This is a genomic window from Bacillus sp. GW821-FHT11D08, from assembly GCF_058808515.1.
Genome location: NZ_JBXARS010000003.1, coordinates 218,132 through 241,312 on the forward strand (window position 1 = coordinate 218,132; position 23,181 = coordinate 241,312).

Below are 23,181 nucleotides of genomic sequence, written 5' to 3' on the forward strand. Positions count from 1 at the left end.
TTAAATATAGAACATATAAGCTTCCTGCTCGCCGTCCGTATAGCTCGCAAGGTCTTCTAACGTCGTGCTGTCCAGCACGTCTTTTACAGCGTCGCGGATGCGGATCCATAACTCCCGCTTGGCAGGCTCTTCATCCTCAAGCACTTCTACCGGGCTGATCGGCCCTTCCAACACTCTGATAATATCTCCGGCCGTTATCTCTTCAGGCTGGCCCCCGAGCACGTAACCCCCGTAAGCGCCTCTGATGCTTTTTACGAGTCCGGCGTTTCTCAGCGGTGATACAAGCTGTTCCAAGTAATGCTCAGAAAGGCTGTTTGTTTGGGCGATGCTTTTGAGCGACGTCGGACCGTCTCCGTGCTTTTTCGCCAATTCAATCATAATGGTGAGCCCGTATCTTCCCTTTGTCGATATTTTCAATATGAACACCCCAGTCAATTCTAATTGTTAATTTATACAAGTAAATGGATATGAATAATCTGTTTAGTATCTTATAGACCAACTGTTATTATAACATAACTTATCCTAATTTTCATTGAAACACGGGGCCCGCCGCAATTCGCTTTTCTAATCGTCCGTTTTCCGTTACCCTGTATATGTAAGGAGAGATGTTCATGAAACCATTGGCGTATCGGATGCGGCCTGCCAATATCGAAGACATTATCGGCCAGGAACATTTGGTCAAAGAAGATAAAATCATCGGCAGAATGGTGCGTGCAAAGCACTTATCATCCATGATCCTGTACGGACCGCCGGGCATCGGAAAAACGTCCATCGCCACAGCGATCGCAGGATCGACAAGCATCGCATTCAGGAAATTGAATGCCGTCATTCATAATAAAAAAGACATGGAGATTGTCGTACAGGAAGCGAAAATGTCAGGCCAGGTCATTTTAATCCTTGACGAAGTGCACAGGCTTGATAAGGGAAAGCAGGATTTTCTGCTGCCCTATTTAGAAAACGGCATGATTATTTTAATCGGCGCGACGACCGCCAACCCTTATCATGCCATTAACCCGGCCATCAGAAGCCGGACCCAGATATTTGAGCTTGAACCGTTAACACCCGATCTGATCAAGCAGGCATTGGAAAGAGCGCTCACAGATGAACACCGGGGGCTCGGTTCCTACAGCGTTTCGGTGGACGACGACGCGATGGATCATTTCGCGCAAGGGTGCGGAGGAGACGTCCGCTCCGCTTTGAACGCACTTGAGCTTGCCGTACTCTCCACAAAGGAATCAAGCGACGGCACGATCCGGATTACACGGGAGACGGCGGAAGAATGTCTGCAGAAAAAAAGCTATACTCATGATAAAAACGGCGATGCGCATTATGACGTCTTATCTGCCTTCCAAAAATCGATCCGAGGCTCGGACGCAAACGCCGCCCTTCATTATCTGGCCCGTCTGATCGAAGCCGGCGACCTTGAAAGCATATCAAGAAGGCTTCTCGTGATCGCCTATGAAGATATCGGCCTCGCAAGCCCGCAGGCAGGCCCCCGGGTGCTGAGCGCGATTCAGACCGCAGAACGGATCGGCTTTCCGGAAGCGAGAATTCCGCTGGCCAATGCGGTAATCGAATTATGCCTCTCGCCAAAATCAAACTCCGCCATCTCAGCCGTTGATGAGGCGCTCAAAGACATCAGGACGGGTAAAATCGGCGATGTGCCGAAACATTTAAAAGACGCCCACTATAAAGGGGCCCAAGAGCTCGGACGCGGGATCGGATATCAATATCCTCATGATTTCGAGAACGGATGGGTCGAACAGCAATATTTACCTGATCCGTTAAAAAACAAGCAATACTATAAACCGAAACAAACGGGGAAATTTGAAGCCGCCATAAAGCAAGTGTATGAAAAACTGATGAAGCAGAAAAAATAACCGGACAAGGACACCCTATGTGTTCTTGTCTTTTTTGATACCGGCCAAAATCTTTCGTGTAAACGGCGGATTCAAATAAAAAAACAGCCTTTCCTGAAGAAGGCTGTTTTTCTTTTTATTTATCTTTAACCCGTTTAATGTCGATGTCCTTTAAGAGCTCCATAACAACATGTCCGCCCATAATCAGACCGGCCACTGACGGAACCCAGGCGTTGGAAGACGGCGGCATTTGCGCTTTGCGGATTTTCGCTTCATCATTCCCGACTTCTTTTCTGACGTCTTCACGGATGACGATCGGGCTTTCATCAGAAAAAATGACCTGTACGCCTTTTTTAATGCCCTCTTTGCGAAGCCTTGTGCGGACGACTTTGGCAATCGGATCGGTATGGGTTTTTGAAATATCAGCAATCTGAAAGCGTGTCGGGTCTGTTTTATTCGCCGCTCCCATGCTTGAAATCAGCGGAACATTCCGTTTCAGACATTCTTTCATCAGATGAATTTTATAATGAATCGTATCCGACGCGTCAATGACGTAATCGAGCGGATGCTCAAAGAACTGCTCATACGTCTCTTCCGTATAAAACATTTTTAAGGCGACGACATCGCAATCCGGATTAATATCCGCGATCCGCGCTTTCATCAAGTCTGTTTTCGGCTGTCCCACCGTCGACAAGAGCGCATGCAGCTGGCGGTTTACGTTTGTAATGTCAACATCATCTTTATCGACAAGCACGATCCGCCCCACTCCGGACCTCGCCAATGCTTCGGCTGCGAATGAACCGACTCCGCCGACGCCGAGAACGGCCACCGTGCTGTTTTTTAACGTGTCCAGCCCTTCTTTTCCAATCGCTAGCTCATTTCTGGAAAACTGATGTAACAAGAACCTCACTCCACATTCTGGTTTTATAAACTCGGCTTGTCAAAAAGCCGCTGGTTTTAGCGCACAAAAAATAAAGTCCCAATTGTGCCGTTGCAGCTTTCCTTCGTTTTGAACCCGCTCTCAGCAGGTGGGTGCCCTTTTTTAAATCTTGTAAGTCCTCTTAACGAATGAAAAGAGGCATGTACGCCATTTAAAAATGCGGGCTCCCAAATCAAAAAAATGTTCGGTCAAAACTAGGTGTACAACTAACACATCAGGACTTTATTTAACTTGTCAAAATCATATCACAGCAGATTTTGATTTTCAAGAAACAAACTGCTGATCTTTACTGTTTCACTTTTCTTTTGACAGAAAGGTGAAGTTCTTCAAGCTGGGCGTCGCTCACTTCGCCGGGCGCTTCCGTAAGAAGGCAGCTTGCGCTTGCCGTTTTCGGGAAAGCGATCGTATCTCTTAAGTTTGTGCGGCCTGCAAGAAGCATAACCAACCGGTCTAAGCCGAGCGCGATTCCGCCGTGCGGAGGGGCGCCGTATTCAAAGGCTTCAAGAAGGTATCCGAACTCCTCCTCCGCTTCTTCTTTTGTAAAGCCGAGAAGCCCGAACATTTTTTCCTGAACGTCTTTTTCAAAAATACGGATTGAGCCTCCGCCGAGTTCATAGCCGTTTAAGACAAGGTCGTAAGCCTGCGCTTTCATATCTTCAGGCGCCGTTTCAATCAGGTCAAGATCTTCACGGACAGGCATTGTAAACGGATGGTGAGCCGCATAGAAACGGCCTTCCTCCTCGTCATGCTCCAGTAACGGCCAGTCCACAACCCACAGGAAGTTGAAGAGGCTTTCGTCAATCAGGCCGCGTTCTTTGCCGAGCTTTAAGCGAAGCGCGCCGAGGGATTGGGCCACAACCTCAAACTTATCAGCGCCGAACAGGAGCAGATCGCCTTCAGAAGCATCAAGCGCTTCAGCCAGTTTTGCCTGCTTCTCTTCATCAAAGAATTTCGCAATCGGGCCTTTTACGCCGTCGGCTTCAACTTTCACCCAGGCGAGACCTTTCGCGCCGTAATTTCCGGCAAAAACGCCGAGCGCATCGATATCTTTTCTGGAATAGTCGCCGGCAGCGCCTTTGACATTGATCGCTTTTACAACGCCGCCGTTTGCCACGGCTGATGAGAACACCTTAAATTCAGTATCTTTCACTATGTCTGACACGTCCGTCAGCAGCATGCCGAAGCGGGTGTCAGGCTTGTCGGAACCGTAGCTGTTCATCGCTTCTTCATATGTCATTCGCGGAAGCGGAAGCGGTACTTCAACACCTTTTGTTTCAAGCATGACTTTCGCCATCATCTCTTCCGCCAGAGCCATGATGTCCTCTTGACTCATAAAGGACATTTCGATATCAATCTGCGTAAATTCCGGCTGGCGGTCGGCACGCAAGTCTTCATCGCGGAAGCAGCGGGCCACTTGATAATACCGTTCAAAGCCCGACACCATCAGAAGCTGTTTAAAAATCTGCGGGGATTGCGGAAGGGCGTAAAATTCTCCTTCATGCACCCGGCTCGGCACTAAGTAATCACGGGCGCCTTCGGGAGAGCTTTTTGTTAAAATCGGTGTTTCAATATCAAGAAATCCGTTTTCATCCAAGAAATGGCGGATGGATTTTGTGACTTGGTGACGCATTTGCAATGTTTGAAACATCGCCGGGCGGCGCAAATCCAAATAGCGGTGTTTTAACCGGACGTCTTCAGAAACCTCAGCCGCCTGGTCACTGATCGGAAACGGAGGCGTTTTCGCCGTACTGAGCACCGTCACCGCTTCAGCTTTGATTTCAATTTTACCGGTTTTCAGGTTGGGATTCACCGTGCCTTCTTCACGGGCAGAAACCGTGCCTTCGATATCAAGCACATATTCGTTTCTGATTGCTTCCGCTGCGGCAAGGGCTTCCTTCGATACGTCAGGGTTGAACACGACTTGCACAATACCCGAGCGGTCGCGCAAATCAATGAAAATCAAGCCGCCGAGATCGCGCCGCTTCTGCACCCACCCTTTCAGTTTGACGGTTTCGCCAATCGCTTTTTCAGTTATCTCGCCACAATAATATGTTCTTCCAAACATAGCGTTCCTCTCCTTCACTGCTTTTGATCTGCCTTTAACACTTGTATCAGCTCGTCTAACACCACTTCACGCTGCTCTCCTGTTTCCGCATCTTTTACATTGATTTTATTTTGGGCAAGCTCATCTTCCCCTAAAATCGCAATAAAACGTGCGCCGAGACGGTCAGCTGTTTTAAATTGGCCCTTCATCTTTTTATTTTCATAATCGATTTCACTTGAGATGCCCGCTTCTCTCAGTTTGTACACGAGGGAAACGGAATAATCCTTCGCTTTTTCTCCGAGCGTCACGATGTAGCAGTCAATCCCCTGATTGACGGGAAGCTCTGTTTTCTCAGCGTCAATGGCTGCCAGCAGACGTTCGATGCTCATCGCAAATCCGATACCCGGCGCTTCAGGTCCGCCGATCTGTTCAACAAGCCCGTCATAGCGGCCCCCGCCGGCAAGGGTTGTAATCGCTCCGAATCCTTCGGCATTGCTCATAATTTCAAAAGCGGTATGGTTATAATAATCAAGCCCTCTGACAAGGTTCGGATCTATTTCGAACGGGATGCCGAGATCGTTTAAGTATTGTTTTACTTTCTCAAAATAAGCGGCTGATTCTTCATTTAAGTAATCAAGAATGGACGGAGCCGTTTTCATCAGTTCATGCTCTCTGTCTTTCTTGCAGTCAAGAATTCTGAGCGGGTTTGTGTGCAGGCGCGACTGGCAGTCTGAGCAAAACTCTGCGATGCGCGGTTCAAAATGTTTGACGAGCGCTTCCCGGTAGGATTTGCGGCTCTCCTGGTCACCAAGGCTGTTCAGCACAAGCTTGACATGTTTCAAACCGGCTTTACGGTAAATACTCATCGCAAGCGCAATGACTTCTGCATCCACGGCCGGATCTTTGGAGCCGATCGCTTCAATTCCGAATTGATAGAATTGGCGGAAACGCCCTGTCTGCGGACGTTCGTAACGGAACATCGGTCCGACATAATAAAGCTTCGTCGGCTGCACCGGGTTCGCAAATAATTTATTTTCATTGAACGCGCGGACTGCGGCGGCTGTTCCTTCCGGCCGAAGCGTCAGGCTTCTCCCTTTACGGTCTTCAAACGTGTACATTTCTTTCTGCACGATATCTGTAGACTCACCGACGCCTCTTGCGAACAATTCCGTATGCTCGAAAATCGGCGTACGGATTTCTTTATATTGATAAGTGCGGCACGTCTCCCTCATAATTTGTTCGACGAACTGCCATCTGTCTGATTCACCCGGCAGTATGTCCTGTGTGCCTCTTGGAATGTGATATGCCATGTTACAGGCCTCCTTAATGTCTTTCTTCAAATAAAAAAACTCCCGCTCCTACTATACATGTATAGTAGGGACGAGAGTTATACCCGTGGTGCCACCCTAGTTGGAATGCCGAAGCATCCCCGCTCTGACCTTTAACGCAGGTTCACGTCCGCTGCCTAATGACTTGCAAAAGCGTTCAGCAGGGAACCTCCGGAGTGTTGTTTCGAGAAAGATGCAGTGCGGATCCGCTTTCAGCCCGGGACGGTTCCTCTCTTCTCCATGCATTCTGACCTACTCTTCTCCATTATCGGTTCAAAATCGTTATCATGACTTATGTACATCAATTTCTATTATAATAATGGGATTGCACTCCCCTGTCAAGTTTTATTCCGTCTGTTTTTCCTTGCGACCGCTTCTTTCGATAAGAGACCGAACTCCGTCGCCGTCTCTTCAAGAAAACCCGCCTTTTCGCTATCGCTCTGATCACTGAAGTGCAGATTTCCTTCCGCATCGTGCAGCGCGCGTCCCATTTTTGGTTGATATTTCATGATTTGCACACCTTTTCGCTGTATTTATGACTAGTATAAACAAACCATTTTATTTTTATTTAACATTCAGCAAGGAAAATACGATATTATACAAGAATGTATTTTAGTTAGTTCAGAAAGGAGGACAGCCATGAAGAAGAGAACTCTTGCTCTTATTTTATGCGGCGTCATCATCACAGCGCTTCTTCCGTCATTCCACACCGCAATCGCCGCAGAGGGAGAAGCGGTCATCGCGACAGACAAGATCAATGTCAGAGGCGGTCCCGGCCTGAGCTATGGAATTAAGGCTGAAGTAAAAAAAGGGGAAAGATACCCGATCGCTAAAGAAGAGGGAGACTGGGTGCAGCTTCAGCTGAGCCCCGGTAAAACCGGATGGGTCGTTTCCTGGCTGATATCAAAAACAGCCGGAGGAGCAGACCATTCATCCGCAACAAGCGGAACGGTCACTTCCACCGATCCTGACCTCCGCATCAGAAAAGGCCCGGGGACATCATATGAAGTCATCGGCAAACTTCCGCAAGGCGCACATGCATCCGTGCTGGACAAGAACAGCGGATGGGTGAACATTTCTTATCAAGGCACAACCGGATGGGTTTCTTCCGAATACGTCACCGCGGACAGCGGCGGATCGGATACGAAAGCCACTTCCGCCCGAAGCGGGTCAAAAAACGGGACTGTCGGCGTTTCTTCATTGAATGTCAGAAGTGCAGCGTCACATGATTCAGCGATTATGACTAAATTATCACGCGGAACAAAGGTTTCCATCTTAAGTGAAGACCACGGCTGGCTGAAAATTGAAGCAAACGGGCAAAAAGGCTGGGCAGCAAGCCACTACATCATAAAGGATTCTGACTCATCGGACAGCGCATCCGGCTCGGGGGACGGTTCTGCGGGCTCAGGCTCCTCGAAAAAAGCGTATATTGTTTACGGCGGCACCAACTTAAGGAGCTCGGCCTCGACTTCCGCTTCTATCGTAAAAAGAGCAGATAAAGGCGCAGCCTACCCGATTGTCGGCTCAAGCGGCAAATGGTATGAAGTCCGGCTTGAAAACGGACAAACCGCATATGTGGCAAACTGGGTCGTACAAACGTCAAAAAGCGGTGAGGAAACAGGTGAAGCACCTTCTCCCGACACGTCAGGCGGCAGCGGCTCACTTAAAAACAAAACGATCGTCGTTGATCCCGGACACGGAGGAAAAGACAGCGGAACGATCGGCTACTCCGGAAAGTTTGAGAAAAACGTAACCATTAAAACCGCTAAGCTGCTGGCCCAAAAATTGCGGGCGGCCGGTGCAAACGTGTATATCACCAGACAGGATGATACTTTTATCAGCCTGCAGGCTAGGGTTTCAACCTCTCATTACCGGAATGCGGATGCCTTTATCAGCATTCACTATGACAGCTATGCCGATACGTCAACACGGGGAAGCACGGCTTATTATTACAGTCCGTCTAAGGATCGCCAGCTTGCCTCAGACGTCCATTCTGAAGTAGTGAAGCGTTCCCCTATCCCGGATCGCGGCGTTCTGTTTGGCGATTATTACGTCCTGAGGGAAAATAAACGGCCTGCCATGCTGTATGAGCTCGGCTATCTCAGTCAACCGCAAGAAGAAACAATCATACATAGCGGCTCGTATCAGGAAAAAGTGACAGACGGAATTGAAAGCGGATTGGAACATTATTTTCAATCATAAAAAAAAGCTGCCGAACGGCAGCTTTTTTATTGTTTAGAATCCATAATCAATGTAATCGGCCCGGAATTCGTCAGCTGAACATCCATCATGGCTCCGAATATTCCGGTTTCCACTTTGACTCCTTTTTCCCGAAGGAGTTCGTTCCACTTTTCATAAAGGAGCACAGCCTGATCCGGTTTAGCCGCATTCATAAAATTCGGGCGTCTCCCTTTCTTCGTTTCGCCGTAAAGCGTAAACTGTGAAACGGATAAAATCTCCCCGCCCGTATCCAAAAGCGATAAATTCATCTTGCCGCTTTCATCATCAAAAATCCGAAGATTCACGATTTTATCCGCCAAGTAAGCGGCATCTTCTTCTGTATCTTCATGAGTGATGCCGACAAGCGCCATAATGCCGGGTCCGATCCGGCCGGCAACAGCGCCGTCAACCGTCACACTCGCTTCTGTTACACGCTGAACAACTAATTTCATAGCAAGCGCTCCTTTTAGTTCATTACCCGGCGGACTGAATAGATGTCTCTGATCTGCTTAATCCGCTCGACCACTTTGTGCAGATGATTGATGTTTTGAATAAAAATCGCCATATGAATCGTAGCGACTTTATTGCGGTCGGATTTGCCGGAGACAGAGGAGATGTTGGTTTTCGTTTCATTTACGGCTTGGAGCACCTCATTTAAAAGTCCGAGACGGTCATATCCCAAAATCTCAATCTCAACGTTATATTCTTTGCGTCTTTGAACCTGTGATTCATGCTCCCATTCAACGGGGATCAGACGTTCCTGCGCTTCATTCGTTTTGACGTTCGGACAGTCATCCCGGTGAACGGATACACCGCGCCCTTTTGTAATAAAACCGACAATATGGTCGCCAGGCACCGGGTTGCAGCATTTCGACAAGCGGACGAGAAGGTTGTCAATGCCTTTTACGCGCACACCCGCTTCCCGTTTTCTTCCTTGCGGATAATGTTTCGGCTCGGAAGTGACTTCCTGAACGATTTTTTCCTGCTCTTCCTGGTCACGCAGCTTCCGTTCTTTTTCGGTGAGCCTGTTGGCCACCTGAAGAGCGGTAATGCCGTTATACCCGACCGCCGCGTACATATCCTCTTCATTTGAGAAATTGAACTTGTCGGCAACTTTTTGAAGATTTTCGAGTGTTAAAACATCTTTCACTTCAAAATCAAGATTTTTAATTTCTTTCTCGACAAGCTCACGGCCTTTTTCGACGTTTTCTTCACGGCGCTGTTTCTTAAAGAATTGGCGGATTTTGTGTTTCGCCTGGGACGTCTGCGCCAGTTTGACCCAGTCTTGACTCGGACCGTATGAATGCTTGGACGTCAGAATCTCGACGATGTCGCCCGTCCGGAGCTTATGGTCAAGCGTCACCATTTTTCCGTTCACTTTCGCCCCGATTGTTTTGTTGCCGATCTCCGAGTGGATCCTGTAGGAAAAATCAATCGGCACAGAGCCTGACGGCAGTTCAATGACATCGCCTTTTGGCGTAAATACGTATACCATGTCAGAAAACAGATCGATTTTCAGCGATTCCATAAATTCTTCCGCATCGGTAGACTCGTTTTGGAATTCCAGAATTTCACGGAACCAGGACAGTTTTTTCTCAAATGTCGCTTCTTCGTTTGCAGCCTTGCCTTCTTTATATGCCCAGTGTGCGGCCACCCCGTATTCAGCGATCTCATGCATCTCAAATGTTCTGATCTGCACTTCCAGCGGATCGCCTTTAGGCCCGATTACGGTCGTATGCAGGGACTGATACATATTCGGCTTAGGCATCGCAATATAATCTTTGAATCTGCCCGGCATCGGCTTCCAGCACGTATGAATAATGCCGAGGACGGCGTAGCAGTCTTTAATGCTTCCGACAAGAATACGGACGGCGAGCAGATCATATATTTCATTGAACTGTTTATTTTGCAGCGCCATCTTGCGGTAAATGCTGTAGATGTGCTTCGGACGTCCTGAAAAGTCCGCTTTAATATTCACTTCTTCGACGCGTTTTTTCACTTCATTGACAACCTCTTCGACATAAAGTTCGCGTTCCGCGCGCTTTTTCTTCATGAGGTTGACGATTCTGTAATATTGCTGAGGATTCAAATAACGGAGAGCGGTGTCTTCCAGCTCCCATTTGATTTTAGAAATCCCGAGCCGATGGGCCAGCGGAGCGAAAATTTCCAGCGTCTCATTTGAAATTCTCCGCTGCTTTTCCTGCGGAAGATGCTTTAACGTCCGCATATTGTGAAGGCGATCCGCCAGCTTGATCAATATGACTCTGATATCCTGAGCCATAGCGACAAACATTTTTCGATGGTTTTCCGCCTGCTGCTCCTCTTGAGATTTATACTTAATTTTACCGAGCTTCGTCACGCCGTCGACAAGCATCGCCACTTCTTCAGAAAATGCTTCCTTCAGGTCGTCGAGGGTGACATCCGTGTCCTCTACCACGTCATGCAGAAATCCGCCCGCAATTGTGGAAGGGTCCATTTCCAGATCGACGAGAATGCCCGCCACCTGAATCGGATGAATGATGTACGGCTCACCTGATTTGCGGTACTGTTCGCGATGCGCGTTTTGCGCATACAGGTAAGCTTTCTCAACAAACGCAATCTGCTCCTCCGGCAGATAAGTGCGCGCTTTATCTATTACTTGCTCGGCAGTCAATACTTGTTCGTTCGCCATGGAATCACCTTTTTTAAATGTAAACTGTATTAGTTTATTATCAAGAAAAAAACGAGAGATGTAAAGGGCAGAAGTTCAAAACACCTAAAGAATCTGTCAGGATGATGAAATAATAGGAAAAAAGCACCCTGACACGAGTGCTTTTTTCCATATGCGGTTAATATTTCATTAATGTTAAAATATCGTAATCGTCAAGCTTGTCTCTGCCGTCAAGGTAAGAAAGCTCGATTAAGAACGCAATACCGGCTACGACGCCGCCCAGTTCTTCGACCAGCTTAATCGTTGCTTCGATCGTGCCGCCTGTTGCAAGCAAGTCATCAGTAATCAGCACGCGCTGTCCCGGCAGAATCGCATCTTTATGAATCGTCAGTACGTCTTTTCCGTACTCCAAACCGTAATCGACTTTAATGACCTCACGCGGAAGTTTTCCTTCTTTCCGAACCGGCGCAAAGCCCACTCCGAGAGCGTATGCAACCGGACAGCCGATAATAAAGCCGCGCGCTTCAGGCCCGACAACTAAATCAATTTCTTTTTCTTTTGCATATTCAACAATTTGGTCAGTGGCGTAACGGTATACGTCGCCTTTGTCCATCAATGTCGTAATATCTTTAAATTGTACGCCTTCTTTCGGGTAATCGGGCACAATTGTTACGTATTTTTTAAGATCCATCTGTTCTATGTCCTCCTCGTACTTTCATAAGCTTCTGAACCTTGGTTCATCAGCTTATTCAGCCATTCCTTCAGCTCATGGGCTGCGGAATAATTGAGCTTCTGGTCTAATTCCATCAGCTGCTGTTTTACCTGATAGGTTTGCGAATCTGCCAGGTCGCGTTTTTTCGCGCCGCTCACGACAGACAGCACACCATCTTCTATTTTAACAAAACCGAGATCAAAAAACACCTTTGTCATGAAATTGATTGTGTCAATTGACCATCCTCTGTGTCTCGCAAGCTCTGAACCATGCTTGCCGAAGTCAAAAGCGCCCCTTTTCAAGAGAAATGCGTAAAACCACTTGAAATCATTCCGCGATGGAAATGAGGACAGGAAATGTTCTTCATGATTGATAAAAACAAAATAAATCCGTTCCGGCTTCTTTCCGTCAAGCAAATGCTGCAGGCGATCCGCTGACGGCGGCACATCCAGAAAAACGGCATATTTTCCGTCAAGCTGGAGAGCTTCTGCCTCGGATTCCGATGTGATCCCGGCCAGCTCGCCCGACAGCTCTTTTGCACGGAGCTTCTGAGCGGTTTTTTCGTTAAAGCTGATGAGCACCCGTTTTTCCTTCGGCAGCGCGGTGACCGTGTCTTCCCACGTCCGCTTGCCCCTGATATCAAAAAGCTGCCATTCCGGCACCGCAGCATCTTTAATCATCAGCTGGGGCTTCTTTCTGTTGTTCCATTCATTAATGGACATCTCGCCGACAATGGAAATCGTTGATCCGGGGACAACTCCGGCTTCAAGCTCTCCTTTGTTAAAGCCGACGCAGTCAAGGACGGCGGAATCACTTTTCACCGTCATTTTCACGTGGTTTTTATTCGCTCCGATCAGGCGAACTTCATCAAGTACGGCATTTTTCACCATCACATGCGGTTTAGGGTTAAGCATGCCGAACGGCGACAGCATATTCAATTCTGTAATGCTTTCAACGGTTATCTCTTCAACGCCGCAGACAAGATCAACCTCCTGAACGGGAATAAAATCCTCTTCCGTAAGGGTTTCTTCAGCCATTTGATTCAGCCTGTCCCTTAATTCCGCCACATCTTCAGCCTTCAACGTCATTCCTGCCGCCATCGGATGCCCGCCGAAATGAGGAAGGATGTCTCTGCACTGTGAAAGGCTCGTAAACAGGTTGAAGCCTCTGATGCTTCGCGCCGACCCTTTAGCGATTCCCTGCTCCTCATCTATCCCAAGCACAACAGCGGGCCGGTAAAAACGTTCAGCCAGCTTCGATGCGACAATACCGACGACTCCCGGATTCCAGCCGGCTTTTGCCACTACAATGGCAGACGGGTTTCCGCCTTGCTGCTGAACCATTTCAACAGCCTCTTCGGTCATGGTTTTCACCATTTTCTGCCGCTCTTTATTCAGCCGGTCAATATCCGAAGCCAGTTCCTCCGCTTCAAACTGATCTTCGGTCATCAGCAGATGGACGGCGGGATCGGCCTGTTCTATTCTTCCGACTGCATTGAGCCTCGGCGCGACCTGAAATCCGATCGTTTCCTCATCAGCTTGTCCGATATCTCCGCCGGAAAGCTTAATCAGGGCTTTGAGGCCCGGCCGATTTGTCGTCCGAAGCCTTTCGATTCCGAGTGACGCAATTAATCTGTTTTCATCATGAAGGGGCACCAGATCTGCAACCGTACCGATTGCCGCCAAGTCCAGCATAGCTTCCGGCAAAGAACCCGTAAGCGCGTGGGCAAGCTTAAACGCCACACCGACGCCGGCCAATTCTTTAAACGGATAGCCGCATCCCGGCTGCTTCGGGTGGATGATCGCAAATACGTCAGGAAGCTCGGGTCCCGGCTCATGGTGGTCGGTAATAATGACGTCTAAGCCCAGCTCTTTTGCGACTTCAGCTTCATGGACGGCGGCGATTCCCGTATCCACTGTAATGATCAGCGAAAATCCCCGCTCTTTTATGGAGCGGAAAGCTTGTTCATTCGGGCCGTAGCCTTCTGTGAAACGGTCGGGAATATAAAAGTCAACGTCCGCCGACAGCTGTCTCAGTGCCGTCAGCATCACCGACGTGCTTGTAACGCCGTCTGCATCGTAATCTCCGTAAATCATAATCGGTTCCCCTTGAGAAACCGCCAGTTTTATCCGATCAACTGCTTCCCGCATTCCCTTTAATTCATACGGGTCATAAAAGTCTGCATCCTTTGTATGTAAAAACAGCCTTGCGCTTTCGGCAGTATCAAAACCTCTTTTTACAAGCAGTGATGCCACAAGAGGTGTTATGTCCAATTGTTCTGTGAGTGATTTGACTTTTTCCTGATCCGGCTGCTGGATTTCCCAGCGCATTTTTGACGCTAACATAAATTCACCCCTCAACCACCCTATTATACTAGAGCGGACTGAGGGGTTTCAAATGTTATTCTGATCCTTTTTTCTCTTCAAGCATTTCTTCCGGCGGCGCGGCTGTTTTTTTGCCGTCCGAATCAGCCGTCAATTCAGCCGCAGATCTGTTTTCTTTCCGCAGGATTTTAATTTCGCGCTTCAGCTTCATCACTTGAAAGATACCGGCTGAAAACACGATCAGCGCTCCCATTAACACAGAGCCTAAAATGACTAAAATCAGCGGCCATTCAGCGGTTCCGAACAGATAATCAACCTCAACCGCCCGCACGTTAATGACAGCAAAGATGGCGACAATCAAAGTAAATAGTAAAGCGAATATAATAGTCCATTGTTTATTCATGCGTCTGCCCCCAATTGTTCATTCTTATCTTTTCCCCCATTTCCCCGGGAGTAAACCCCGGTCTCAGGAAATCCGGGCCGTTAATTGCTCGCGGACCAGCTTTTTCAGTCCGCTTCTTTCTCCCGACATGACGAGGGTGTCCCCTTCTTCAATTACGGTATCAATGCCGGGGCTCAGCTGTTTTTGCCGGTTTTTCTTTACGATCGCAATAATCTGGACGTTGTAATGTTTCTTGATCTCCAAATCTCCGATTGTACGGCTGACAGCCGGTGCATGAGATTCGGCTTTAAACCACTCAATGACGAGGTCATCAAGCGCGACTTCCACAGATTCCAGCGCTTTCGGCTTATACGTCATCCCGCCTAAAATAGCGGAAATCTGCCTCGCCTCTTCGTCGTTAAATTCAACGGATGCCAAGCATTCGTCATGATCATTCTCATCGAAGTAATAGAGCTCTTTTCTGCCGTCATCATGAAGAATAATACTGATTTTATCGTGATTTTTCGTAATGACTTCTACTTTCTGGCCGATGCCCGGAAGCTCCGACTCACGAACGTTCATAAGAACCCTCCTACATGTTTTTACAATGATGATTGATTATGTAAGCGTATGTCATTATAGCAAATGCAGGTTTTAAGTTCAATGCGGCCTAAAAAAACAGGCTGCCTTCCGGAAGACAGCCTGTTCCCATTTTACTCTTCGATTGATTTTTTCCCTTTAAATTCTTTACCTTTCCATACAAGCCACAGCTGCGCGGCGATGTAAAGAGAGGAATAAACGCCCGTCAATAAACCGACCAATAAGGCGACGGAGAAGTTTGTAATTGACGATGAGCCCAAAATGAGCAGCACGACGACAACAATCACAACGGTCAAGACCGTATTGATCGAACGTGTAAAGGTTTGCTGCAAGCTCAGATTCACGATATGTTCCAGATCGGCAAATGACTTCGGCTTGCGTTTTTTCATCTGCTCACGTATCCGGTCAAATGTAACGATCGTATCATTTATCGAGTAACCGATTATGGTGAGAATAGCGGCGATAAAGGTGACATCGACCTCCAGCCTTGTAATGCTGAAAAACGCGACGATAAAGAAAGCGTCATACAGCAGGGATACAATTGCGGCGATAGCCATTCTGTACTCGAAACGTATTGATACGTAAATAATGATGCCGATTGATGCAATGGCGACAGCATATAAAGCATTACGGGCCAGTTCTTTTCCGACTGTCGGCGATACCGTGCTGACGTTCGGTTCAGATCCGTATTTGTCCTTAAAGTACGTTTTGATTTCAGCGATTTTTTCTTTAGATGGCTCTCCGACAAACCGGGCCGCGGCAACATGGTTCTCTTTACCAGAAAGCACGATGTTTTCCGGCTCCATGCCGAGAGAATCAAAATCTTTTTCAACCTGATGCGCCGTCAAAGAATGATTGCTCTGCACGTCAATCCGCGCGCCGCTTGCAAAATCGATTCCCAGGTTGAGTTTAAAGACCAGTAAGATGATAATTCCCGCAACGGTTACAGCGCTTGAGAAAATAAAGAAGTATTTTCGCTTGCTCGTGAAATCCCATTTTTGGAATGCCGTATGCGGTTCAGTATTTTCGTCGGTCTTCTGAATATCCATAATGTGTTTTTTCTTGACGCCGAACCAGCCTTTTTTCCGGTCAAGCCATCTGCTTTCCACGAGAAGGGAGAGCAGGAATCTTGAAAGGAAGACAGCTGTAATAAAGCTTGTCAGAATTGACAAAATCAGCATCGTCGCAAACCCTTTTACAGAGCTTGTCCCGAAAATAAAGAGCACGACCGCTGCGATGATCGTTGTAATGTTCGCATCGAAAATCGTCGCGAATGACCGTCTGTTCCCTGAACGGAAAGCTGAGCGGACGGATTTGCCGAGTTTCAGTTCTTCTTTTATCCGTTCATAGGTGATGATGTTGGCGTCAACCGCCATCCCGACTCCCAAAATGAGCGCCGCAATACCCGGAAGCGTCAGCACCGCCTGCATCCAGTCAAACACTTGAAGCGTAATATACACGTATACAGAAAGCGTAATAACCGCAATGAGTCCCGGCAGTCTGTAATAAAGCAGCATAAATAAGAAAACAATTGCAATACCGATGATGCCGGCCTCTACCGTATCATGCAAAGCCTGCTGTCCGAATTGCGCCCCTACTGAAGTAGAGTATTTTTCGGTCAGTTTCACAGGCAGCGCGCCCGCGTTTAAAATATTGGCCAAGTCCTTCGCTTTTTGAACGGTGAACTGACCTTCAATCGTGACATCCTTCGTGTTTAATTCCTGGCTCACATTCGGAGCGGATACATATTTCGGATGTTTTTTACCGACTTCTTTTTTAAATGAATCGCCTTTTTGGTAATCAAGCCAGATCACAAGCTGATTATTAGGCGCCATTTTCTTGACTTTTTTCGTCACTTCTCCGAACTTATCCGCATCCTTCAGCTTAACGCTGACAATCGGTTCGTTCGTCGTCGGATCAAAGGTTTGCTTCGCGCCGTTTTCCACGAGATCAGAGCCGTTTAACAACTCTTTATCATTCGTATCCCTGAACGAGAGCTGCGCTTCCGTTGACAGAATTTCGCGCGCCCTGTTCTGATTCGTGACGCCCGCCAGCTGTACGCGGATGCGGTTATTTCCTTCAATCTGAATGTTCGGCTCGCTTACGCCGAGAACGTTAGCCCGGCGGTTCAGCGCCTGCACCGTGCTGACGAGCACGTCTTTTGTGATTTTATCGCCTTTTTTGACGGGCTGCACATCGTACAGAACTTCAAACCCGCCGCGTAAATCCAATCCTAACGTAATATTATTGGCAGCCGGTTTTGTAAAATACCCCAGCCCTGTGCCGATTAATAATACGATCAGGAAAAACGCAATCAAGCGTCCTTTTTTCATTATGTATTTCCTCCTTAAACCTATGCCGTCAAATCATTATCTCAGCAGTTCATCTAAAGCTTCCTGACCCTCATCGCTTTCCAGCCAATTAGACGACTTAAAAGCTTCAACGGTTGCATAGTTCATAAAATCGCCAATTTTAACTGATAAAATATGACCGGCCAATTCATGCAGCGGCAGTTCCTTTTTCTGTTTCCACTTTTTATGTATTAAGTATGACCATAAACTCTCGTGCTCAACATCATCGTATCCGAGGATTTTGAACTCTTCAAGTTTACTGTACAAGAAAGGCCGCAAATGATCTTTGTACATTTCGGCGGGATGTTTCTCCACTGGGCGCTCGCTCCTTTTTCCATTTTTCTCGAAGACTTGTCATGCTCGGACGACATCGGCGCATATCTTTATTGTATATGATTCCAGGTAGTTTGAGAAGGCAGGGGTTTATAAAATGGCAAAACAGACTTTTTTAAGGGGCACTCTTATTCTCATCGCAGCCGGGATGATTACGAGAATGCTCGGCTTTGTCAACCGGGTGGTTATCGCCCGGTTTATCGGTGAAGAAGGGGTCGGTTTATACATGATGGCTGCCCCGACATTTTTCTTGGCCACCACTTTGACTCAATTCGGCCTCCCCGTTGCCATCAGCAAACTTGTCGCTGAAGCAAGCGCGCGGGGGGACCGGCAGAAAATGAAACACATTTTAGTGATGTCGCTTACCGTCACCGGGATATTAAGTCTCATCTTCACGCCGCTGTTTTTATGCTTTGCGCCGATTATGTCCGAAACGATGCTGACGGATCAGCGCACGGTTTACCCGCTTCTGGCGATTACGCCCGTCGTGCCGATTATCGCGATCTCCAGCGTGCTGCGCGGTTACTTTCAGGGCAGGCAGAATATGAACCCGCTGGCGTTTTCCCAAGTACTTGAGCAGATCGTGCGGATTTCACTTGTCGCGGTCTGCACGACGGTGTTTCTGCCGTACGGGATTGAATATGCCGCAGCCGGAGCCATGATTTCGTCTGTCATCGGGGAGCTTGCCTCTCTTATTTATTTATTCATTTGTTTTAAAGCAAATAAAACAATCAGAATCAGAAAACAATTTTTCAAGTCGATCGCAAATGGAAAAGAAACATTCCGCCAGCTGATGAGCGTGTCGCTCCCGACAACCGGAAGCCGCTTCATCGGAAATTTATCTTGGTTTTTTGAACCTATTGTCGTCGCGCAAAGCCTTGCGATTGCAGGAGTGGCCACCGCTGCCGCCACCAGCCAGTACGGGGAGCTGACCGGATTTGCCATGACGGTCTTGACGCTGCCCAGCTTTATAACCTATTCTCTGTCAACGGCGCTTGTTCCTGCGATCAGTGAAGGAATGGAGCAAAAAAAGCTGCAAGTTGTCGAATACCGTCTGGAACAGGCGATGCGGCTGTGTCTTTTAAGCGGAGGCATTTCGGTGGTTATTTTATTCTCTTTCGCTGATGAACTGATGTCCGTCATGTACGGATCAACTAATGCGGCGGTATTTGTTAAAGTGATGGCGCCGTTTTTTCTGCTTTATTATTTTCAGGGGCCCCTTCAGGCGGTGCTGCAGGCTCTCAATTTAGCCGGGGCCGCCATGATGAACAGTTTTATCGGCGCCGCTGTCAAAACTGGCCTAATTTTTGTTTTGGCGACCAGGCCTTCCTTGGGCATCATGGGCGCCGCACTTGCGATTGTAACGGGGATGGTTCTTGTCACCCTGCTGCATGCGGCCACCGTAAGCAAGGTGCTTCCGATCAGCATTAAAATAAAAGAATACGCGCTCTGTTTTGCCGTCATATTCATTTGCGGCTATGTCAGCCGCATCATCAAACACGCCGTTCATTTTTCAGGGTCAGAGGCTGTTAATCTCACAGGCTGGATTGCAATGACCGCGATTTTGTACATTGCGCTTCTTCTGTTATTCAGGCTGATTAAAAGGGAAGAGCTGATCCGGATTCCGGTCATCGGCAAGTTCGTGACGCGGTGAAACCGATTCATGGCTCCCCTTTTTCATCTTTAAGATCAATAAAAAAAGCGCCGTCCGTAAACGTGCAGAATGATATAACCGAAAGATCGCGATATCCTCTTTTTGCTAAATTTTTTTCGAGCCAGTGTTTATCTTTCCCGATTCTGTCCAGATGCTCGTTCTGAATGACCCCGTCAACGATAAGCGATGTTTCCATCTGCTTATCCTTATTGTTTTTCTTTTTGACGATCGACAGTTTGCCTGAAGACTCCAAAATGGCGTATGACACGTCAGAGATTCTATCGATGTTATTCTCCCTCAGCTGCATAAGAAGATCGTCAAAATTGTAGCGCTGCGATCTCATCGCCCGTTCATCAATTTTTCCCTGTTTTATAATAATGGTGGGTTTTCCGTCAAGCAGCTGCCGTATTTTTTGGCTTTTGAGCGAAATAAAAGCAAGGCTTACTTGAATAATCATTAAAACGACAATCGGCACAATTGTATGCAAAAGCTTATCTTTTACATTTTCAATTGCCAATACGGCAATCTCGGCAATCATAATGGAGACGACAAGGTCTAAAATGCTCAGTTCTCCGATTTCCCGTTTTCCCATCAGTCTGAAAATCACAAGAATGATAAAATAAAGCACAATCGTACGAAACGTAATAATGAAAATATCTTCCATATCGCACCTCCAACGGTCATAGCATTTGCCATCGGCTCTGAATTATGTAAGAAACGGGCTGAACATCATGCATTTACGTCTAATTCGAACATTCAGAGAATACATTTAGAAAAAGACAGGCTCCGGCTTGTCATATATCAGGCCGCAGAGCGGAGAGGAGATAAAAATGGAAGAAACGAAACAAGTGGGAAGAGGCGTCTTGTACGGCTTAGTGGCTATCTTTGCGGTGATGCTTCTTACGAGTTTGGCGATTTCGCTTTTACTGACGGTTACCTCAATGGAAGAGTCATCTTTCAGCTGGCTGATCACCGCGCTTTCCTTTCTTTCTTTATTTGCGGGCGGTTTTATATCGGGCGGCAAAGCGAAAGAAAAAGGCTGGATGATCGGAGCGTTAACCGCCGTCTGTTTTTCATTAATCATCTTGCTGTTTCAATATTTAGGGTTCGGAAAAACGTTTACATCCGGTCAGCTTTTGTTTCATCTCGGCTTTTTGGGAGTCAGTATGCTGGGCGGCATTTTCGGAGTGAATTTGAAAGGAAGCAGATCAGCGTAATAAAAAAAGAGCGGATTCTCCGCTCTTTTTTTGTATGTATGAGCTTCGCTGTTATTCAGCGGAAGCTTCTCTGATTGCGCGGCGGTCAAATGTTAAACGGGTGTTATCACCTGTTTTAATGACGACCTTGCTTTCATTAATTGAATCAACAGTGCCGTGCAATCCTCCGATTGTCACCACTGTATCCCCTTTTTTCAGCTCTTCTTGCATCTGGCGTACGGCCTTCTGCTGCTTTTGCTGCGGACGGATGAGCAGGAAATAAAGCACTGCAAACATTAAAATAATAGGAACGATTGTACCTAAAGTACCCATCTGTTTCCCTCCCTTCAAGAATGGTTTTATTTAGAAGCTTTTCGCATTTGGCTTATTATAGCCGTAACGCTCAAAGAACTCTTCTCGGAAATCACCAAGACGATCCTCCCGGATGGCTTGTCTGACCTGCTCCATTAAGTGTAACAGAAAATGAAGGTTATGGTAAGTTGTTAATCGAATTCCAAACGTTTCATTACAGCGGATCAAATGTCTGATGTAAGCGCGGGAGTAATTTTTGCATGTATGGCAGCTGCACTCTTCATCAATCGGACGGAAATCACGCTCATATTTGGCGTTTTTCATATTCAGACGCCCTTCATTCGTAAACACCGTGCCGTTTCGGGCAATCCGGGTCGGCAGTACGCAGTCAAACATATCCACGCCGCGGATGGCGCCGTCAATTAAGGCATCCGGTGAACCCACACCCATTAAATATCTCGGCTTGTCCTTCGGTAAAAGCGGAGTTGTAAACTCAAGCACTCGGTTCATGACGTGCTTCGGCTCGCCGACAGATAATCCGCCTATGGCATACCCCGGAAAATCAAGCGAAACCAAGTCTTTTGCACTTTGTGTCCGCAGGTCTTCGTATTCTCCGCCCTGTACGATTCCGAACAGCCCCTGCTCATCTGAGCGCCCGTGCGCCTCCAGGCAGCGTTCCGCCCAGCGGCTGGTCCGTTCCACAGAGCGTTTCATGTAATCATACTCTGCCGGATACGGCGGACACTCATCAAACGCCATCATGATATCAGAGCCGAGGGCGTTTTGAATTTCCATCGCTTTTTCCGGAGATAAAAACAGCTTGTCTCCGTTTAAGTGATTGCGGAAATGAACGCCTTCTTCTTCTATATTACGAAACTTGCTCAATGAAAAGACCTGAAAACCGCCGGAATCCGTTAAAATCGCGCGGTCCCAGTTCATAAACTTATGAAGCCCGCCCGCTTCTTTTACAATGTCGTGTCCCGGGCGGAGCCATAAATGGTACGTATTGCTTAAAATAATGCCCGCATCCATAGATTTCAGCTCGTCCGGAGACATCGTCTTTACCGTAGCAAGCGTGCCGACCGGCATAAATACAGGCGTCTCAAAGGAGCCGTGGGGCGTATGAACTCTGCCCAGTCGCGCTCCCGTTTGTTTGCATTCCTTTATAAATTCATAACGTATCGGTTGTTCAGCCACTTTGTATGAGGCCTCCTGTCATTCAAATTAGATAATCAGCATGGCGTCGCCAAAGCTGAAGAAACGATATTCCTCTTCTACCGCATGACGGTAGGCGGAAAGAACATGCTCTCTGCCGGCAAGCGCAGAAACGAGCATGATAAGGGAAGATTTCGGCAGATGAAAATTGGTGATCATCCCGTCAATCGCCTTAAATTCATATCCCGGATAAATGAAGATGGACGTCCAGCCGCTTGAAGCGGTAAATACGCCGTCATGCTCGCCGGCAATGGTTTCCAGGGTGCGCGTTGATGTCGTCCCGACCGACACAATGCGCCCTCCCGCCTTTCTGACCTCGTTTAAAGAGGCGGCGGTTTCTTCCGTCATTTCATAAAATTCCGCGTGCATGTTATGCTCTTCCACATCATCCGCACTGACCGGGCGGAATGTGCCGAGTCCCACATGAAGTGTGATAAATTCAATCCGCACACCTTTTTGCTTCAGCTCGTCCAGAATCTCTTCCGTAAAATGAAGTCCGGCCGTCGGAGCTGCGGCAGATCCGATTTCTTTTGAAAAGACGGTCTGATACCGTTCTTTATCATCAAGCTGCTCTTTAATATAAGGAGGCAGCGGCATTTCACCGAGTGATTCAAGCACTTCGTAAAAAATCCCCTCATACCGGAATTCTATTTTTCTGCCTCCGTGATCAAGCTCCTCCGTGCAGACCGCTGTCAGCCGGCCGTCGCCAAATGTCAGGACCGTTCCTTTTTTTACGCGTTTCGCCGGCTTTACGAGCGTTTCCCATGTATCATTTTCTTCCTGTTTTAATAACAGAAGCTCCACTTTCGCTCCCGTATCTTCTTTTGTGCCGAATAATCTTGCAGGCAGCACACGGGTATTGTTCAAGACGAGGCAATCCCCTTCATTAAAAAAGCTTACAATCTCTTTAAATGAACTGTTCGTCAGCCCGCCCGTCTGTTTGTCGAGCACCATCAGCCGCGATGCGTCACGCTCTTTAAGCGGCACTTGGGCAATGAGGCGTTCAGGCAGTTCAAAATCAAATAAATCGACTTTCATCATTTCACCTTAATTCTGTCTAT

The 23,181-nt window shown here is 47.7% G+C and carries 21 protein-coding genes, 1 other RNA gene and 1 other annotated feature; of the genes, 4 read left to right on the top strand and 18 right to left on the bottom strand.

Features of this window, described 5'->3' with window-relative positions; genetic code table 11:
• On the bottom strand, positions 1-417 hold the full coding sequence (cymR, locus tag AC1RRX_RS08035; protein ID WP_003152730.1) for a cysteine metabolism transcriptional regulator CymR: 417 nt from the start codon (positions 415-417) through the stop codon (positions 1-3).
• Between the two features lie 194 nt (positions 418-611).
• Between cymR and AC1RRX_RS08040 the strand changes: the two genes are divergently transcribed.
• Complete coding sequence (locus tag AC1RRX_RS08040; protein WP_015240288.1) at positions 612-1,880, top strand: replication-associated recombination protein A; 1,269 nt, start codon at positions 612-614, stop codon at positions 1,878-1,880.
• 115 nt (positions 1,881-1,995) lie between these two features.
• On the opposite strand, the gene AC1RRX_RS08045 is transcribed toward AC1RRX_RS08040, so the two are convergent.
• The 5 genes from AC1RRX_RS08045 to AC1RRX_RS08065 all read right to left on the bottom strand — a co-directional run bounded on the left by AC1RRX_RS08045 (position 1,996) and on the right by AC1RRX_RS08065 (position 6,680).
• A complete protein-coding gene (locus AC1RRX_RS08045) occupies positions 1,996-2,760 on the bottom strand; it encodes a tRNA threonylcarbamoyladenosine dehydratase (protein ID WP_015240289.1) in 765 nt (254 codons plus the stop codon).
• A 71-nt stretch (positions 2,761-2,831) separates the two neighbouring features.
• A non-coding RNA gene (gene ssrS / locus AC1RRX_RS08050) (6S RNA) lies at positions 2,832-3,023 on the bottom strand.
• 62 nt (positions 3,024-3,085) lie between these two features.
• The gene (aspS, locus tag AC1RRX_RS08055; protein ID WP_020956140.1) at positions 3,086-4,864 is read right to left on the bottom strand and encodes an aspartate--tRNA ligase; all 1,779 of its coding nucleotides are present in this window, start codon (positions 4,862-4,864) and stop codon (positions 3,086-3,088) included.
• A gap of 14 nt (positions 4,865-4,878) precedes the next feature.
• Positions 4,879-6,153, bottom strand: a complete 1,275-nt coding sequence (hisS, locus tag AC1RRX_RS08060) for a histidine--tRNA ligase (protein ID WP_007408198.1) — start codon at positions 6,151-6,153, stop codon at positions 4,879-4,881.
• 63 nt (positions 6,154-6,216) lie between these two features.
• Positions 6,217-6,449 (bottom strand) — a binding site (T-box leader).
• Between the two features lie 60 nt (positions 6,450-6,509).
• The gene (locus AC1RRX_RS08065) at positions 6,510-6,680 is read right to left on the bottom strand and encodes a YrzK family protein (protein WP_012118083.1); all 171 of its coding nucleotides are present in this window, start codon (positions 6,678-6,680) and stop codon (positions 6,510-6,512) included.
• Positions 6,681-6,810: 130 nt separating this feature from the next.
• Here AC1RRX_RS08065 and AC1RRX_RS08070 point away from each other — a divergent pair, with 130 nt between their 5' ends.
• Positions 6,811-8,373 (top strand): N-acetylmuramoyl-L-alanine amidase family protein, encoded by a 1,563-nt coding sequence (locus AC1RRX_RS08070; protein ID WP_015240291.1) that lies wholly within the window; start codon positions 6,811-6,813, stop codon positions 8,371-8,373.
• Positions 8,374-8,399: 26 nt separating this feature from the next.
• On the opposite strand, the gene dtd is transcribed toward AC1RRX_RS08070, so the two are convergent.
• The 8 genes from dtd to comN form a co-directional block, all read right to left on the bottom strand.
• Complete coding sequence (dtd, locus tag AC1RRX_RS08075) at positions 8,400-8,843, bottom strand: D-aminoacyl-tRNA deacylase (RefSeq protein WP_007408194.1); 444 nt, start codon at positions 8,841-8,843, stop codon at positions 8,400-8,402.
• A gap of 14 nt (positions 8,844-8,857) precedes the next feature.
• Positions 8,858-11,062: a GTP diphosphokinase gene (gene relA / locus AC1RRX_RS08080; RefSeq protein WP_003152716.1), complete on the bottom strand. Its 2,205-nt coding sequence runs from the start codon at positions 11,060-11,062 to the stop codon at positions 8,858-8,860.
• Between the two features lie 157 nt (positions 11,063-11,219).
• Positions 11,220-11,732, bottom strand: coding sequence for an adenine phosphoribosyltransferase (locus AC1RRX_RS08085; protein ID WP_003152714.1), 513 nt, complete (start codon positions 11,730-11,732; stop codon positions 11,220-11,222).
• A gap of 5 nt (positions 11,733-11,737) precedes the next feature.
• Positions 11,738-14,098 carry a single-stranded-DNA-specific exonuclease RecJ gene (gene recJ, locus AC1RRX_RS08090; RefSeq protein WP_053103954.1) on the bottom strand — a complete coding sequence of 787 codons (2,361 nt, stop codon included), beginning with the start codon at positions 14,096-14,098 and terminating at the stop codon, positions 11,738-11,740.
• A gap of 55 nt (positions 14,099-14,153) precedes the next feature.
• On the bottom strand, positions 14,154-14,480 hold the full coding sequence (locus AC1RRX_RS08095) for a LapA family protein (protein WP_012118087.1): 327 nt from the start codon (positions 14,478-14,480) through the stop codon (positions 14,154-14,156).
• Positions 14,481-14,543: 63 nt separating this feature from the next.
• Positions 14,544-15,041, bottom strand: a complete 498-nt coding sequence (locus tag AC1RRX_RS08100; protein ID WP_053103953.1) for a cation:proton antiporter regulatory subunit — start codon at positions 15,039-15,041, stop codon at positions 14,544-14,546.
• Between the two features lie 131 nt (positions 15,042-15,172).
• A complete protein-coding gene (secDF, locus tag AC1RRX_RS08105; RefSeq protein WP_032866626.1) occupies positions 15,173-17,392 on the bottom strand; it encodes a protein translocase subunit SecDF in 2,220 nt (739 codons plus the stop codon).
• A gap of 36 nt (positions 17,393-17,428) precedes the next feature.
• Positions 17,429-17,725 (bottom strand): post-transcriptional regulator ComN, encoded by a 297-nt coding sequence (gene comN, locus AC1RRX_RS08110; RefSeq protein WP_007408189.1) that lies wholly within the window; start codon positions 17,723-17,725, stop codon positions 17,429-17,431.
• A 115-nt stretch (positions 17,726-17,840) separates the two neighbouring features.
• Between comN and spoVB the strand changes: the two genes are divergently transcribed.
• Entirely contained in the window at positions 17,841-19,397 is a 1,557-nt protein-coding gene (gene spoVB, locus AC1RRX_RS08115) for a stage V sporulation protein B (RefSeq protein ID WP_007408188.1), read from the top strand.
• Positions 19,398-19,404: 7 nt separating this feature from the next.
• On the opposite strand, the gene AC1RRX_RS08120 is transcribed toward spoVB, so the two are convergent.
• The gene (locus AC1RRX_RS08120; RefSeq protein WP_003152699.1) at positions 19,405-20,061 is read right to left on the bottom strand and encodes a DUF421 domain-containing protein; all 657 of its coding nucleotides are present in this window, start codon (positions 20,059-20,061) and stop codon (positions 19,405-19,407) included.
• Positions 20,062-20,227: 166 nt separating this feature from the next.
• Here AC1RRX_RS08120 and AC1RRX_RS08125 point away from each other — a divergent pair, with 166 nt between their 5' ends.
• Positions 20,228-20,614 (top strand): TIGR04086 family membrane protein, encoded by a 387-nt coding sequence (locus tag AC1RRX_RS08125; RefSeq protein ID WP_003152697.1) that lies wholly within the window; start codon positions 20,228-20,230, stop codon positions 20,612-20,614.
• Between the two features lie 51 nt (positions 20,615-20,665).
• Here AC1RRX_RS08125 and yajC read toward each other — a convergent pair whose 3' ends face one another.
• The 3 genes from yajC to queA are packed head-to-tail and all read right to left on the bottom strand — an operon-like array spanning position 20,666 to position 23,158.
• A complete protein-coding gene (gene yajC, locus AC1RRX_RS08130) occupies positions 20,666-20,926 on the bottom strand; it encodes a preprotein translocase subunit YajC (RefSeq protein ID WP_144464162.1) in 261 nt (86 codons plus the stop codon).
• A 30-nt stretch (positions 20,927-20,956) separates the two neighbouring features.
• The gene (gene tgt / locus AC1RRX_RS08135; RefSeq protein WP_007408186.1) at positions 20,957-22,102 is read right to left on the bottom strand and encodes a tRNA guanosine(34) transglycosylase Tgt; all 1,146 of its coding nucleotides are present in this window, start codon (positions 22,100-22,102) and stop codon (positions 20,957-20,959) included.
• 27 nt (positions 22,103-22,129) lie between these two features.
• Positions 22,130-23,158 carry a tRNA preQ1(34) S-adenosylmethionine ribosyltransferase-isomerase QueA gene (queA, locus tag AC1RRX_RS08140; RefSeq protein WP_144464163.1) on the bottom strand — a complete coding sequence of 343 codons (1,029 nt, stop codon included), beginning with the start codon at positions 23,156-23,158 and terminating at the stop codon, positions 22,130-22,132.
• Between the last annotated feature and the right edge of the window lie 23 nt (positions 23,159-23,181).

Coding starts and splice junctions, on each gene's coding strand:
- AC1RRX_RS08070 (WP_015240291.1), top strand. CDS start 6,811: ATGAAGAAGAGAACTCTTGCTCTTATTTTATGCGGCGTCATCATCACA.
- spoVB (WP_007408188.1), top strand. CDS start 17,841: ATGGCAAAACAGACTTTTTTAAGGGGCACTCTTATTCTCATCGCAGCC.
- AC1RRX_RS08100 (WP_053103953.1), bottom strand. CDS start 15,041: ATGAACGTTCGTGAGTCGGAGCTTCCGGGCATCGGCCAGAAAGTAGAA.
- aspS (WP_020956140.1), bottom strand. CDS start 4,864: ATGTTTGGAAGAACATATTATTGTGGCGAGATAACTGAAAAAGCGATT.
- AC1RRX_RS08040 (WP_015240288.1), top strand. CDS start 612: ATGAAACCATTGGCGTATCGGATGCGGCCTGCCAATATCGAAGACATT.
- AC1RRX_RS08085 (WP_003152714.1), bottom strand. CDS start 11,732: ATGGATCTTAAAAAATACGTAACAATTGTGCCCGATTACCCGAAAGAA.
- relA (WP_003152716.1), bottom strand. CDS start 11,062: ATGGCGAACGAACAAGTATTGACTGCCGAGCAAGTAATAGATAAAGCG.
- secDF (WP_032866626.1), bottom strand. CDS start 17,392: ATGAAAAAAGGACGCTTGATTGCGTTTTTCCTGATCGTATTATTAATC.
- AC1RRX_RS08065 (WP_012118083.1), bottom strand. CDS start 6,680: ATGAAATATCAACCAAAAATGGGACGCGCGCTGCACGATGCGGAAGGA.
- dtd (WP_007408194.1), bottom strand. CDS start 8,843: ATGAAATTAGTTGTTCAGCGTGTAACAGAAGCGAGTGTGACGGTTGAC.
- AC1RRX_RS08120 (WP_003152699.1), bottom strand. CDS start 20,061: ATGGAAGATATTTTCATTATTACGTTTCGTACGATTGTGCTTTATTTT.
- recJ (WP_053103954.1), bottom strand. CDS start 14,098: ATGTTAGCGTCAAAAATGCGCTGGGAAATCCAGCAGCCGGATCAGGAA.
- AC1RRX_RS08095 (WP_012118087.1), bottom strand. CDS start 14,480: ATGAATAAACAATGGACTATTATATTCGCTTTACTATTTACTTTGATT.
- AC1RRX_RS08125 (WP_003152697.1), top strand. CDS start 20,228: ATGGAAGAAACGAAACAAGTGGGAAGAGGCGTCTTGTACGGCTTAGTG.
- yajC (WP_144464162.1), bottom strand. CDS start 20,926: ATGGGTACTTTAGGTACAATCGTTCCTATTATTTTAATGTTTGCAGTG.
- queA (WP_144464163.1), bottom strand. CDS start 23,158: ATGAAAGTCGATTTATTTGATTTTGAACTGCCTGAACGCCTCATTGCC.
- hisS (WP_007408198.1), bottom strand. CDS start 6,153: ATGGCATATCACATTCCAAGAGGCACACAGGACATACTGCCGGGTGAA.